The sequence below is a fragment of the Paenibacillus sp. 22594 genome (assembly GCF_052044425.1).
Classification (GTDB): Bacteria; Bacillota; Bacilli; order Paenibacillales; family Paenibacillaceae; genus Paenibacillus_AQ.
On sequence record NZ_JBQENA010000001.1, the window covers coordinates 1,470,970 to 1,485,538 of the forward strand.

The 14,569-nt window shown below is 50.4% G+C and carries 11 protein-coding genes; 3 read left to right on the forward strand and 8 right to left on the reverse strand.

Annotation, left to right across the window (positions count from 1 at the left end; genetic code table 11):
• The first annotated feature begins 173 nt into the window (after window positions 1–173).
• Entirely contained in the window at window positions 174–1,034 is an 861-nt protein-coding gene (locus ACTJKB_RS06610) for an AraC family ligand binding domain-containing protein (protein WP_440832606.1), read from the forward strand.
• 759 nt (window positions 1,035–1,793) lie between these two features.
• Here ACTJKB_RS06610 and mgrA read toward each other — a convergent pair.
• The 4 genes from mgrA to ACTJKB_RS06630 form a co-directional block, all read right to left on the reverse strand.
• Window positions 1,794–2,798, reverse strand: a complete 1,005-nt coding sequence (mgrA, locus tag ACTJKB_RS06615; RefSeq protein WP_440832607.1) for an L-glyceraldehyde 3-phosphate reductase — start codon at window positions 2,796–2,798, stop codon at window positions 1,794–1,796.
• A gap of 228 nt (window positions 2,799–3,026) precedes the next feature.
• Complete coding sequence (locus ACTJKB_RS06620; RefSeq protein ID WP_440832609.1) at window positions 3,027–3,764, reverse strand: NAD-dependent protein deacylase; 738 nt, start codon at window positions 3,762–3,764, stop codon at window positions 3,027–3,029.
• Between the two features lie 30 nt (window positions 3,765–3,794).
• Window positions 3,795–4,565 (reverse strand): HAD family hydrolase, encoded by a 771-nt coding sequence (locus tag ACTJKB_RS06625; RefSeq protein ID WP_440832611.1) that lies wholly within the window; start codon window positions 4,563–4,565, stop codon window positions 3,795–3,797.
• A gap of 33 nt (window positions 4,566–4,598) precedes the next feature.
• Window positions 4,599–5,339 (reverse strand): alpha/beta hydrolase, encoded by a 741-nt coding sequence (locus tag ACTJKB_RS06630; RefSeq protein WP_440832613.1) that lies wholly within the window; start codon window positions 5,337–5,339, stop codon window positions 4,599–4,601.
• 205 nt (window positions 5,340–5,544) lie between these two features.
• Between ACTJKB_RS06630 and ACTJKB_RS06635 the strand changes: the two genes are divergently transcribed.
• Together ACTJKB_RS06635 and ilvD are read left to right on the forward strand one after the other, a co-directional pair.
• The gene (locus tag ACTJKB_RS06635; RefSeq protein WP_440832615.1) at window positions 5,545–6,585 is read left to right on the forward strand and encodes an acyltransferase family protein; all 1,041 of its coding nucleotides are present in this window, start codon (window positions 5,545–5,547) and stop codon (window positions 6,583–6,585) included.
• 302 nt (window positions 6,586–6,887) lie between these two features.
• On the forward strand, window positions 6,888–8,573 hold the full coding sequence (gene ilvD / locus ACTJKB_RS06640; RefSeq protein WP_074109619.1) for a dihydroxy-acid dehydratase: 1,686 nt from the start codon (window positions 6,888–6,890) through the stop codon (window positions 8,571–8,573).
• 271 nt (window positions 8,574–8,844) lie between these two features.
• Here ilvD and ACTJKB_RS06645 read toward each other — a convergent pair whose 3' ends face one another.
• The 4 genes from ACTJKB_RS06645 to ACTJKB_RS06660 all read right to left on the reverse strand — a co-directional run bounded on the left by ACTJKB_RS06645 (window position 8,845) and on the right by ACTJKB_RS06660 (window position 14,385).
• On the reverse strand, window positions 8,845–9,939 hold the full coding sequence (locus ACTJKB_RS06645; RefSeq protein WP_440832616.1) for a GerAB/ArcD/ProY family transporter: 1,095 nt from the start codon (window positions 9,937–9,939) through the stop codon (window positions 8,845–8,847).
• 33 nt (window positions 9,940–9,972) lie between these two features.
• Complete coding sequence (locus tag ACTJKB_RS06650) at window positions 9,973–11,202, reverse strand: Ger(x)C family spore germination protein (RefSeq protein WP_440832618.1); 1,230 nt, start codon at window positions 11,200–11,202, stop codon at window positions 9,973–9,975.
• 8 nt (window positions 11,203–11,210) lie between these two features.
• Window positions 11,211–12,833, reverse strand: coding sequence for a spore germination protein (locus ACTJKB_RS06655; RefSeq protein WP_440832619.1), 1,623 nt, complete (start codon window positions 12,831–12,833; stop codon window positions 11,211–11,213).
• Between the two features lie 172 nt (window positions 12,834–13,005).
• Entirely contained in the window at window positions 13,006–14,385 is a 1,380-nt protein-coding gene (locus ACTJKB_RS06660) for a polysaccharide deacetylase family protein (protein WP_440832620.1), read from the reverse strand.
• Window positions 14,386–14,569 lie beyond the last annotated feature (184 nt).

Consider the following 14,569-nt stretch of genomic DNA (forward strand, 5'->3'; position numbering starts at 1 on the left):
ATGCTTACATTATAATAAAATCAGACTTGCCCTGATAATGCAATCATGTGTGTAATGTATGGACAAATGTGACTTCCCGTAAAAGAAGCGATATAATCAAAAGTAAGATTATTCATCTCATTCACCCGCCCTTAGGGCTATGATAGCGCTAACGGGGGAAAGGCGGTTCCAGTGTGGAACATACTTATTCCGTAGGATCAAATCCGGTGGTTTACGACAGTCAGCATTTACATGTGCTTTTTGCCGGCGAGAGCCAGACGCTTCCGCTGCATCAGGCCGGCCCCAAAATCTATGATTACTTCCTGCTGCATTTCATCGAATCCGGCTTTGGAACCTTCCGGACGGAAGAGCGGAAATACGAGCTGGGACCGGGAGACTGCTTCCTGATTCATCCCGGACAGCTGGTCAGCTATCTCTCTGATGAAGACCAGCCCTGGCGTTACCGCTGGGCTGCATTCACCGGCACGGACGCAGACGCGCTCGTGCTGCAGGCCGGCTTCACTCCGCAGAAGCCGGTCCTGTCCACCCTCGAAGGCAGTGCCTTTCCCGGCGCGATGGCCGGGATGATGCGTGCCTTCTATGCGGGCAAAGAGAGCGCCCATCTGACCTCGCTGGGCTATCTATACCTGATCGTCGGCGAAGCAGCCGAGCTGCTTCTCTCCTCCTCCCGGCTCCCCGGCGCAGAATCCCAAGTGAAGCGCACCGTGAAGCAAATGATCCACTACATGGCCGCCCAGTATGCCCATCCCGTCTCGATAGAGCAGATGTGCGCCAGCCTTGGCTACAACCGCGCCTACCTCTCACGCATCTTCAAGCAGGAAACGGGCCTCTCGCCCGTCACCTATCTGCTCAAGCTGCGAATCGAGAAATCACGGCAGCTCCTGCGCGAGCGCCCGGAGCTGTCCGTCGAGCAGGTTGCCGCCTCAGTCGGACTGACGGACGCTCTGTACTTCTCCCGCCAGTTCAAACGCCTCTGTGCCCAATCCCCCACCTCTTACCGCATTACAACGGCAAGGCATGGAGAGAAGAAATAGGCTGTTCATATGTTGTAACTTAGAACAAATGTATGTCCTTTGGCTAAGGGCGGAGCTTGCAGACAAGAGCCTGCGGATGGTAGGCCGCTGGATGGCGCAACAGTAAGCACTGGATAGCGCGACAGTAGTCCCCCGGATAGCAGCAACAGTAAGCACTGGATAGCGCGACAGTAGTCCCCCGGATGGTGCGACAGCAGGTACTGGATGCGCACAGTAATCCTCCCCGATGGCTCGCAGTAGGCAATGATTGCGCACAGTAGTGCACTGGATGGCGCAACAGTTGGCAATGGATAGCGCACAGTAGTCCCCCGGATGGAGCGCAGCAGAAATTTCATCGATCCGGTGCGTTGATGCAGCACCAACTCGGCTGCATCCAGCACCCGATGAGTGCTATGTTGGAATTTGTATCACTAATCTGTAGAATTCCACCTCGCACAGACGCTTAGTGGATTTTGCACACCTATTTTGAGCCAAATGAGGATGATTACTCGATATGGAGCAGATTAGGTCTACTTATTCCCACTATTGGTGCTTGAATGGCCAAATGTCTCGAATAAGGTCTACTTTTTCCACTTCGCTCACGGATCATCAGCTGTTCTCCGAATGGGTGACCATCCCTTAGAATTGAATACGAGATGCTGCTATTCGAATTGGCACGCCGCAGCAATTGCCTCTCATCCGCTTGCAGCAAAAGCCCGTTTCCTACCAGGAAGCGGGCTTTTGCTATGTGAGTGCAGATGATTATAAGAGCGGCTGCTCTCAGGATTCGCTGTCCGTCTTCAGGATCGTTTCGATCCGGTCCAGCTCCTCTTGTGAGAACTCGCCATGCGATAATGCGGCAATGTTCTCCTCGATCTGGCTGACCCGGCTTGCGCCGATCAGCGCGGAAGTGACTCTGCCGCCGCGCAGGGTCCAGAGCAGCGCGAACTGCGCCAGGGACAGGCCGCGCGAGACGGCAAGCTGATTGAGCGCGTGGATCTTGCGCAGCACTTCGGGTGTAATCCGGCTTTCGTTCAGAAATACGGACGGGCCTGCTGCCCGGGAATCATCCGGAATGCCGTTCAGATATTTATTAGTCAAAAGGCCCTGTGCGAGCGGGGTGAAGGCGATGCTGCCGACGCCGTGCTCCTCCAGCACATCCTGCAAGCCGCCTTCGATCCAGCGGTCAAGCATGGAATAACGGGGCTGATGGATCAGCAGCGGTGTGCCAAGGTTTTTCAGAATACGGACGGCCTCCATGGTCTGCTCCGCTGTGTAGTTGGATAACCCCACATACAGCGCTTTGCCGGAACGGACAGCAGTATCCAGTGCACCCATGGTTTCTTCCATCGGCGTCTCCGGGTCAGGACGGTGCGAATAAAAAATATCCACATAATCCAGCCCAAGCCGTTTCAGGCTCTGATCGAGGCTCGCCAGCATATATTTACGTGAACCCCAGTCCCCATAAGGACCCGGCCACATAAAATACCCCGCCTTGGTTGAAATAATCAACTCATCGCGGTAAGGCGCCAAATCGCGGGCGAGCACCCTGCCAAACATCTCCTCTGCGGACCCCGCAGGCGGGCCGTAGTTATTGGCCAGATCAAAGTGGGTAATTCCAAGATCGAACGAACGGGTGATCATGTCCCGGCCATTCTCATAGGCATTGATCCCGCCGAAGTTATGCCAGAGTCCCAGTGAGATTGCCGGAAGCTTGAGGCCGGTTTTGCCTGTGCGGTTATAACGCATCACTTCATACCGCTCCTCGCTAGCCACATATACCATTATCCATCCCTGCCTCTCGTTTCGCTGATGTCGCGCAATACAAGATGAACTTGAGAATGGGTAACGATCAATACGGAATCTCCTTGAATAACAAAGCATTCCGCAATGATGTGCCAAACATTCTCAAGTTCACGTTCTATTCCTTATTTTAAACCTCTCGGAATGAATGTAATCTCCCACCGGATCATGCAGTATGTACTACAGTGACCGTATGGCATTTGCAGAGAGCTACAGCAACTCCTGTATTCTGCCCATCACTGCGCCGATCCGATCCGTCAAGATCAGGTCTGCCTTATGATCATACGGGGTCGGTTCTCCGTTCAGCAGCACTGTGTGCCGGCCACGGAAATAAGTAATCAGGCTGGCGGCTGGCTGCACAGTAAGCGAAGTACCTCCGATGATAATCATATCTGCAGCCGCGATGGCCGCGACAGATTCCATAAGGACATCATGATCCAGCTCCTCTTCATAGAGCACCACATCCGGCTTGATGATCCCGCCGCAGGCCGGGCAGCGCGGAACGATGTCCTTGCTCGCAAGCACCTGGTCCAGTTCATACGCACGCGAGCAATCCATACAATGGTTGCGGTGAATGGAACCATGCAGCTCCAGCACGCGCCGGCTTCCGGCAAGCTGATGCAGGCCGTCGATGTTTTGCGTAATGACAGCCTTAAGCTTGCCACCGCGCTCCAGTTCCGCCAGCAGCAGATGCGCACCGTTCGGCTTCGCTTCCGGATGAATCATTTTACTGCGGTAGAAGTCAAAAAAAATGTCCGGAGAGGACATAAAAAAACTGCGGCTCAGCATCACCTCCGGCGGATAAGGTGAATTGTGCTGCTCCCTATATAGACCTGCCGCCGAGCGGAAGTCCGGAATCCCGCTTTCCGTGGATGTTCCGGCGCCTCCAAAAAAAACGATGTTGCCGCTGTCCTTGATCCAGGAAACCAGTGTCTGCAATGAATCCATAAGTCTGCACGCATCCTTTCTATATATAGCTCAGATTGTGAGGCTAAGCTGATGAAAACCCGAGATAACAGTATCCGCATCCAGTAAATGGGCAGTACTCCCGGCTGGGGATATGCCAACGGACAGCCGCAGGCCTGCGCCTTTGCCGAGCTGCATGTCGGCATTGCTGTCGCCGATAATAACCGTCTCCGCAGGCCTGAGGCCCAGCTCCCTGCAGGCAGTCTCCGCCATTTCAGGCGCAGGCTTGCCGTGGGTCACACGGTCTCTCGTAACCACAGTGTCAAAATAACCCGTGATCCCCATCCATTCCAGCTGCTCCCCGGTGGTGGAAGAACTGTCGGAGGTGACTACGCCAAGCTTCAATGAGGCTGCCGCACATTGCTGCAGAAAAGGCAGCAGATGCGGCAGCGGCTGTGCCGACTTACGGCGGCGCAGCTCGTTCATCGCTTCCTTGCCGATGGCCGTTACACGGGCCAGAGCTTCATTCCAGGGAACTCCAGCTGAATACAGCTGCCAGGCCAGAATGCCCCCCGTCTCCTCTGCGGTAGCCATCGACAGTGGTCCGGCAGGGTCATAGCCGATCACTTTCCCCGCGGCGTCATGGACCGTGCCCAGCACCTTGGCGATGCCTGAGCCCAGACGGTTTTCTTTTCCAATAAGTGCGAGTTGATTCTCCAGTCCTTCAAGCATCAGTTCTGCCCAGGTTCCCCAGGTAGCGAGTAGATCAAGCAGGGTGCCATCCTTATCGAACAATATACCCTTGCAGGGTACAGCTAACTCATTTACATGCAGTACGGCCATTTTCCGGCTCCTTTCCTGTGGACAGGATATGGGTTAACGCAGGTTGCTGAGCCAATCCAGCACTGACCGTGCGGTAAGCGTCTGCTGCTCATCCTCTGAGATGGTTGCTTCCCCGTCCCCCTTCTGCTTGCCATAGCTTCCGAACTGGGCATGATTTCCGCCTTTGACCGAATAATATACGGTATTGCTTGGCAGATAGGAACGTCCTTTATTGTAGTTATCCTGATCAACCACTTGATCCTCGGTGCCCAGAACCGACAAAACAGATAAAGTAGTATCTTTCAGACTGCCTTTCTCATCCGGATAGGAGGCCAGAAAATACACGCCTTTCAACTGGTCTGGATGCTCTGCCGCAAAACGCGAAGCCATAACCCCGCCCAGCGAATGGCCGCCCAGCACGAATGACAGCTTCGGATGCACACGGATGATCTCTTCAGCGGCATCGCTTTTGATCACTGCGAGATTCAGCGGCATTTTGGCGATGTAGAAGGGATGCCCCGCAGCGGCGATTTTTTTGGCCAGGGGAGCATAAGCCTCCGCTTCAACCAGCGCACCCGGATAGAAAATCACAGCCGTTCCGAGCGTGACGGAAGGCTCAAACGAAATCCAGTTATCATTTTGCTTCACGCTGACACCACCTGCAGAAATCAGTGCATTCTCAGCCCTTATTCCCGGTGTGTAAGGTGTCAGATATCTCCATACCCAAAAACCCGCCGCAGTCAGAATGATTAGAATCCCCAAAAGAACGCGGCGCTTGGTTATTTTTTTTCTCAATGGTGTTCACTCCCGATTACTGCATACAGAAAATTATAGAGGAATCAATGAAATCAAACAACCTTCAAGACATCGCCACAATTACCCGCTATGATAACGCTTACTATAGGTGGTATTGTGATGTATTTCACAATTGTTTTTACAGAAATCTTGTATTTTAAAATTAAAGTAATTTGCTAAACGCAACCAAATTGGAGGTTAGTTCATGGCAGGGGAAAGCTCGCTTGCAGCACGCGGAGAAACCTTTTTTCTCAACTTGCGCTTCATGCTTATTGTCACCGTATTTGCCGGCAATGCGATTGAGCCTCTGATTGGCACCCTTAGCGGAATGCACAGCCTGTATTTGTGGATTTTCAGCTTCCATATGCCGCTGTTCGTACTCGTAACAGGCTATTTTGCCGGAAAAAGCCTCACTGGAGCCGCTGGCCGCAAGGTTCTGCTCCAGATTGGACTACAATACCTTATTTTTCAGACTCTGTATTCAGCGCTGGACGTTTCCGTCTTCCGCGTATCCAATATTCACCACTCCTTCTTCGCTCCTTATCTGCTGCTGTGGTTCCTGGCCAGTCATGCCTGCTGGCGTCTCCTGATGCTCGGCATGGGCAGATGGAGTAAAGCCGCACAAATCATTTTCGCTGTTTCTGCTGGTGTTGCGGTCGGCTATTTGCAGCTTGACGGTGTCTGGTTCAGCATCAGCCGTACCTTTGTCTATTTGCCATTTTTCGTCATCGGCTATCATTTCTCCTTCGAGGCGCTGGCCCGGATCTATACCAAAACTGTCAAAATCACTGCCGCTGCCGCATCTATACTGCTGCTCCTTCTTCTGGGCACACTCGGTTCACAACTACCGCTGGGCTGGCTGTACGGCAGCATGACCTATATGCAGCTTGATGCTTCTGAATGGTATGCGGGGGTGTACCGGCTGGGAATGTACGGGCTACAGTTTGCTGCCTCCCTCGCTTTTCTGGGATGGGTGCCTTATCGGCTGAGCCGGATGACCGACTGGGGCCGCCGCACACTCTACGTCTTCCTGCTTCACGGATTTGTGGTCCGCCTTGCTGCCGTGTCAGGGATTTACGCGTATCTTGGCAATGCCGCCGGGGCCGCAATTGTACTGCTCTGTGCGGTCTCCTTCACGGTCCTTCTGGCCCAGCCAGTAGTCAAGCGCCTGCTCCATCCCCTGGTCGAGCCTTCCGTAGACTGGATGATTACCCTGCAGCGCGCCGCCCTGCGCCGTTCACTGTAACATAATTCCAAATGAGCCGATCCCATCCGGGATGGGCTTTTTTTCACGTCCAGCAAGGGAGTCTCCTCTCGACAAACTTCACATTGTCCGGTAGAAAAATGAGGTCTTTTGTGATAGACTCTCTAATAACGTTCGTATTATATCCGCTGATATTTTATAGAAACGGCTTCGCCCTCCTTCTGTTTCCGTAAGAAGCTGGACCCCGTTCCTTCTATAAACCGCAGATACGCAGCTTTTGGGATTGTAATGCGTTAATGCGACAATATATCCGGTTTACATTTAATTAGGAGGGGAATATCATCATGGCAGACAAGAAAATGCGTTCAGACATGATCAAAAAGGGCTTTGACCGCGCTCCGCACCGTAGTCTTCTGCGGGCAGCAGGCGTAAAAGAGGAGGATTTCGGCAAGCCGTTTATCGCGGTCTGCAACTCCTATATCGATATCGTTCCCGGCCACGTGCATTTGCAGGAATTCGGCAAAATCGTCAAGGAAGCCATCCGTGAAGCCGGCGGCGTTCCTTTTGAATTCAACACGATTGGCGTCGATGACGGTATCGCCATGGGGCATATCGGGATGCGTTATTCCCTGCCAAGCCGCGAGATCATTGCCGATTCACTGGAAACTGTCGTTTCCGCACACTGGTTCGACGGCATGGTCTGCATTCCCAACTGTGATAAAATCACCCCGGGCATGATGATGGGCGCCCTGCGCGTGAATATCCCGACCATCTTTGTCAGCGGCGGGCCAATGAAGGCTGGCGTAGACAGCAAGGGCAAAAAGCTCTCTCTCACTTCCGTATTCGAAGGCGTCGGCGCTCACCAGGTCGGCAAAATCAACGATGCTGAGCTGCTTGAACTTGAACAATACGGCTGTCCGACCTGCGGCTCTTGTTCCGGGATGTTCACAGCGAACTCCATGAACTGTCTGGCTGAAGCGATGGGCCTCGCCCTTCCGGGTAACGGCACTATCCTCGCTGTAGCAGAAGAACGCAGAGCCTTCGTACGCAAATCAGCGACTCAGCTGATGGAGCTGATCAAGCTGGATCTGAAACCGCGTGATATCGTAACCAAGGAATCACTTGACAATGCCTTTGCACTGGATATGGCGATGGGCGGTTCTACCAATACTGTGCTTCACACACTGGCACTCGCTCAGGAAGCTGAAATTGATTATCCGCTGGAACGTATCAATGAGGTTGCCAACCGTGTCCCTTACCTGGCCAAGCTGGCTCCGGCATCCGATATCTTCATCGAGGATGTGGACCGGGCAGGCGGCGTAAGCGCCGTGCTGAACGAGCTACTCAAGAAGCCGGGGGCAATCTTCGGGGATTGTATGACGGTTACCGGCAAAACACTGGCTGAAAATGTCACCGGGCATGAAATCCAGGATACGAGTGTCATTCATACGCTGGACAATCCTTATTCCGTAGTAGGCGGTCTATCTGTCCTCTACGGCAACCTTGCTCCTGAAGGCTCGATCATCAAAGTCGGTGCTGTAGATGCTTCTGTTGGCGGCTACCATAAAGGTCCCGCTATCTGCTTCGATTCTCAGGAAGAGGCGCTGGAAGGTATCGCCAACGGTAAGGTCAAGGAAGGGCACGTCGTTGTTATCCGTTATGAAGGTCCTAAGGGCGGACCAGGCATGCCGGAAATGCTCGCTCCAACCTCGCAGATCGTCGGCATGGGTCTTGGCGCTAAGGTAGGACTGATCACCGATGGCCGCTTCTCAGGCGCTTCGCGTGGAATCAGTATCGGACATATCTCGCCGGAAGCCGCTGAAGGCGGACCGATTGCCTTTGTTGAGGACGGCGACATCATCGAGCTGGACCTCAACAACCGCAAGATCGAGCTGCTGGTTGATGAAGAAGTGCTGGCTGTCCGCCGCACTGGCTGGAAGGGCTTTGAGCCAAAGGTGAAAACCGGTTATCTGGCCCGCTACTCCAAGCTGGTTACCAATGCCAGCAAGGGCGGCGTGCTGAAGATTTAATATTGTTTTAAAGGATAGCGCACTATAAAACCAGGCTCTTGAAAGAGTAAAAAAGCAGCAAAACAGCGATCCTCCGGTTATCGGAGGATCGCTGTTTTGCGTTTTTGGTCATTTGCGGCTTGCTTCATTAGATTGTGGGCAAGTGAAAGGTACATCTCCCGCTTAAACAGCGGAGAGAACGAAATGATTGTGGAAAAGCGGTAGCGGTCGCCTTGGTCTCCGGATTTTGGAACAACGTTTCGTTCGCGGAGCGTACACCCAAGTGCTCACGTTAATCCTGCCTTGTCCGCTTTCTGATAAGGATGATGATAAGCAGCAACAAAGGTAGAATGATCTGAAAAAATGGAAAAAGGTAATTAAGAACAATTTGTCTGCCTGCAACGATATGATGGGTATAATTTGGAGATAAGAAGGCCAATCCGAAAGTTAAAATGGCTACAGGCACCACCCACTTTTTATATGTAACACCAGTTATTTTTTCGAGTCCGATTACGGCACCATTAAAAAAAGCTCCCATCTTTACACCTAATCCAAGAAAAAGCAGCAAGGTAAATAGAGCGTCCAGCCGCTCAAATACTTCTGCCAAGTCAATCAATTGAACGGTTTCCAGAAGTGGCAAAGTGCTGTATAGTGCAATCTTTGGCCCCAAAACAAAAATGTTCAATTGATTAATGAATGTTAGTGAGAGTGCTGTAAGCACATAACTGATAATCACAGCTTTGTTAAGTCCTTTTCCTGTGCGGGCATAGGGATAGAACACAAGAAATAAAACAGTTTGTCCGAACGGAAAAGAGACAATCTCCGGTAAAGCCGCATTTAGCACGGGCTTCCACCCCGATTCCAAAACAGGAAACATAAATTCAAAGTGGAAGAGGCCCGTGACAGGAATCAGAATACTGATTAGGGCATAACTAACTAACACAACAGGAAAAAAAATGACACACATCAGGAACATTACTCTATATCCATAACGGATCGAATTGGATATAACAAGGACAACGATCAGCATGATAATCCAAAGTGATGTCTGGTTTAACAATGTCATTACAGTGATTTCGCCAAAATCGCGCAAATTCCGCGAAGCTTCATACGAGAAATAGCCCACAAACAAAAGATTCACGAATGTCCCGAGATACTTCCCCATATAGCGCCGAAACAATAAAAATAGATCTAAAAGAGGTTCCTGATGATGAATACTTAAGTGCATCAGGAGTACAAATAGACCTGCTAATGCCCCTACCAGCATGGCTAACCAGGCGTCCTGCTTAGCTTCCCCTCCAATAAAAAATAAAGTTGTACTGCCTACCTCGAATAATGAAATACATATGGCCAGCTCCGATAGCCGAATTGAAGTGCGTTGGCTCATTTATTTCATCTCCTGTTTAGGTGTGTGTAATCATTAATCCTCATCAGATTGGAGGAGCCGGCTAAATGAACTTTGAAATAAACCCGGTCGTTTCAGGTTCACTTTTACATCGACTTCAATGTCCATGTTTGCTAATTCTCCGGGCCAATCTTTCTTCAATCTTTTCCATTCCTTAGGAGATTTACGGTGGATTTTATCGCCGATTCCCACAAGGTCGATTTTTAGATGCTGTACAGCTTTCCATCCTTCCAGGATTTGCGCGCGGATGATCTCTTCTGCCCGCTGCTCCAGCTTGCCTATACTTTGCGTTTTCAAAAGATCTTCATGGGTAGTGGTCTCCAAAAACTCACCTACAACCACTTTAGCCTTGACTTTTAATGTATAGTGCAGGGCTCCTTTTACTGGTGTAACTTTAACCTTAGCGTTACGAACCAGGAATGCGGACACATCGGTATCGTCCTTACTGTTATAGCTTAATGTGGTTAAATGAATATGATTGGTGAGCCAGGAAATTCCCAAACTCTCGTTTTGGTCCAGTGTTCCAACCATTTTTGCTTTGTGGAAGACGCTTAACCCGGAAATTTTTAATTTGCTGCTGGTCGAAGTCTGTTGGAATACATTGGCTGACTCCAAACTTGAGCTGTCAGTGCCCCTTATGGATATTTGTGGAACCCCGGCGGCAGCGCTCTCTGAACTGATGCCGAGCGCTAATTCGTGTACGGATACCGAAGGATAATACGAACTTAATTGCTTATTTTTTTCCAGTATTTCGGATAGCGCTCTGCCGGGAAGCTTCTCCGGGGGAATCAGCTTATTCAAGTAATCTCTGGCTACGCCGTTGGCTATTAAGACTTTAACGGTTTCCCGCGCGTCCGGATTACGATAATACGTGTCTAGAATTTCTTCAATTCCGGTTTCTGCTGCTTGTTTACCAATAATAAGAATATTAGTATGTGCAAAATACAGCTTACGCGGATTTTCCCGGCTGCTGGCCGCTAAAGCTTCTCTGATGGTTTTGCCATGTGCAGAGAAGGTATGCACAGCCGCTTGAGATCCGGCCCCGCCGGATGATCCGCCTGCACCGGAAGACATTGCCGGTGGAATGATGACCTGGTAAGTAATGGTCCAGTCCCCCTGCTGTCCATCAAATCCCGTTGCTGTTGTAATGCCTAATTCGTTCATTTCAATGCGGTTTCCGCATCCTGCAAGCATTAGTCCTGTAACAAGCAAAATGGCAACTCCCCGGCATCGGTGCACATACATCCACTCCTTTACGCATTGGGCTCAGGCTCGTCTGAGTTACGGACAATATTATTCGAACCGACAGGATATTGATGAGATGCCTGTCTTTTTTTATTAGCTCCTGATTTTAAATTGGGTCTTGTTTTCATTGCCCACCAGGGTGCCCGAATAATTAGATCCTTCATATTTGACTTGTAAAATGGACTGTATGGCAATAGATAGTCAATACCAAACGACTTAAGAGAGAGCAGATGAGCTAAAATAGGAACAACCCCTGCCATGACCCCGAATAAACCGAGAGTTCCTGCCAGCAGCATGAGAATAAAACGCAATAATCGTACGGCAGTTGCCATACTGAAATATGGAATGACAAAGTTTGATATCGCCGTAAAGGAAACAACGATTACCATTGCTCCCGAGACCAGACCTGCTTCCACAGCCGCTTGCCCAATAACCAGAGCTCCTACTATGGATATAGCAGGTCCAATCGCACGGGGCATCCGGACACCTGCTTCTCGAATCACTTCAAAAGTTAATTCCATCAGCAAGGCTTCCAGTAGAGCTGGAAATGGGACCCCTTCCCGTTGTGCGGCCAGAGTTACTAACAGGATGGTAGGAATCATTTCTTGATGGAACGTTGTCAAAGCAATGAATAGGGAAGGAAGCAGCAAGGAAACCAGGAACGATATCAGACGGATCACACGCAAAAAAGATGAAATGTCGTAGCGCTGGTAATAGTCCTCCGCTGTCTGAAAAAAATTATAAAAAGTTACCGGGGCGATTAATGCGAATGGTGTCCCATCCACCAAAATGGCTACTTGTCCATCTAAAAGACTTCCAGCAACGGTGTCCGGGCGTTCTGAATTTAGCATTGTGGGAAAGGGAGTGAGCGCCGCATCTTGAATGAATTCTTCGATATAGCCGCTTTCAAGGATACTATCTGTATCAATGGCCTGAAGCCGTTTAGTGATCTCCTGAACCACACCAGGATCAGCAATACCTTCTATGTAAGTTGCAATAACCATGGTTTGTGAATATTGTCCGATAATGTGGCTGTCAAACTTAAGATCAGGTGTCCGCAGCTTTCTTCTAATCAGAGTAATATTGGTTGAGATATCCTCTGTAAAACCCTCTTTCGGCCCCCGGACCACACCTTGTGAAGTAGGTTCCTCTACGGCCCTTCTGACCCCGCCGGCAATAGAGACGGCCAGAGCAGATTGTAACCCGTCTAGTACAATGACGGCATTGCCTGTAAGGACGGCTTGATAGATCTGATTTAGTGAATCAATCATTTGAATATTTCCTGCAGGCAGTGTTTTTTTTAATAAAGAAGCAGCAAGATTCTCTTCTAAATGGTTAGAGGGTGCGTGTGCTGTTTCTTTAACTAAACTTTCAATAAGATCGGATAACAGACCTGAATCGATTAGCCCTTCAATATAACAAATAGCAAGAGGTCCGGTATGCTCAGGATCAGCGGAGAAGTCCCGGATGGTAAAGTCAGGGCTTTGACCCAGTCTCTTTTTAAGAGTGCTAAGGGTACTGGCTAATGATATATTTATAGGTTCATTCAAGGCCTCAAGTTTGGACTTTTCCACATCTTGGCTGGAACCTTTCGCTGGTTTAAATACATTTCTAATCCAGTTTTTTAGCATAACTAACCTCCTCTCCTGTGTATACTATTTGCGGTGATTCCCCATTGTATGCATAGCAGGACATCCATAAACAAACTGCTGGGCTGAAAAAATCCATGTGAAAACATAAAAAAGCTCCAGGACCCAAAGGCCACTGAAGCTAATAATTGCTATTTCATTATGTTACGATTTGCTAATGCACGACCGTGGCTGCGGGAAGCTCGGCTTCCAGGGTCATCTCTTCTTCCCTTACCCGCTCACGCGGCTTGACTTGTTTCTGCGGACGCTGTTGATTCATCTGGTCCAGCAGCTGGGAGATGGGCATCAGCATCATTTTGGGAACCAGTACCTCGCTCCGTTCCTTAAGCCTTGCCCCTCCAGCAGGATGAATGACACTCAGCAGAATACTCAGGTAGAACTTGGTTGACCGGGCAAACCAGCCGTTTGGCAGATCCAGCACCATAAACCCGAATTTCTCCGGCCCGCGGTTAATCATACTGACACCGTACAGCGCTTTCGCTTCGGCGAGGTCCACATCTGCAGCAATCCGCTGCGCAAGCACTGGCATATCCTTCTCCATACGGCGGATCATGCGGATCGCCAGCTGCGCCGAGGAACGGGAATGCATACCGAGCTCGAACAATTGCCTGTTGTCGATATGCAGCTCTATCACCTTATCGCCTTTACTTAGATGCTCCCCGCCTTCCATCTGCACGGGTCCACCCTGATATTTGCGTATGCGGTAATGCAGGAACGGATCTGCCGGGGAGATGGTCTTCAGCCGGAACATCAGTTGAAAAAGCTGTTCCCATGCCAGCCACAAGCCGACAATCAGTCTTTTGCCAAAAGAAATTTGCTGAATGGGAGAACTCTGCCCCCCCTTGATCATCTCGTCGATCCGAATGCTGCGCAACCCGCGCCGTTCCGCCTCCTGGAGCATTCGTTCCAGGGCAATCAGCATATGTTCAGGCGCTTTCGGATCCGCACCAAGCGTATTGCCGCAATCATGCAGCAGCATGACTTCACCCGGATTCAGCTTGCTGATCAGCTTCTCCGTCAGCCGGTCCGCGCCAAGCTTCTCCTTCCAATCGCCGAACATGGCTGACCACAGCACGATCTGCACCTGACGGCGCTTGGAGAAATCAAACAAATTGACGATTCCCCAAGGTGGACGGTAATAGGTGCTCCGTTCACCGGTAATGCTGTAAATGATATCGTCGGTGCGCTGGATTTGTCGTTTCACGGTAGGCGGACGCATGAGCCAGTTTGTCTTGTGCACGTAGTTGTGAATCCCGATCAAATGCCCTTCTTCATGCATGCGCTTGATAATTTCCGGATTGCTCTCCGCATGGGAACCGACAACAAAAAAAGTAGCTTTAGCCCCGTAACGCTTCAGTAAATCAAGCAAAACCGGGGTATACTGCGGGTCTGGTCCGTCATCAAAGGTAAGGGCAAATTCAGTGCGGCCGGTCCCTTTGCGAAAGACACGATATCCAAATATCCGGCTGATCATGCCAGGGATAAATGCATAGAAGGATGAAATGTAAAATAACCAGAGCAGCAAAGTCTGCATGTAAATTCCCCGCTTTTCCAGAGTTGACTTTGGCTCGCCTATACGTCTGCAAGCAGATTCTGTGATACGGCCAAGTAGAGTAAAGTATGCCTCATGGTTTTTAGGTAGGCAGAGTCCCACGAAAAAACGTTACCCCCTATTTTAACACAGGTATCAAAGAAATAGACGCTTTTTTGTTAAAATC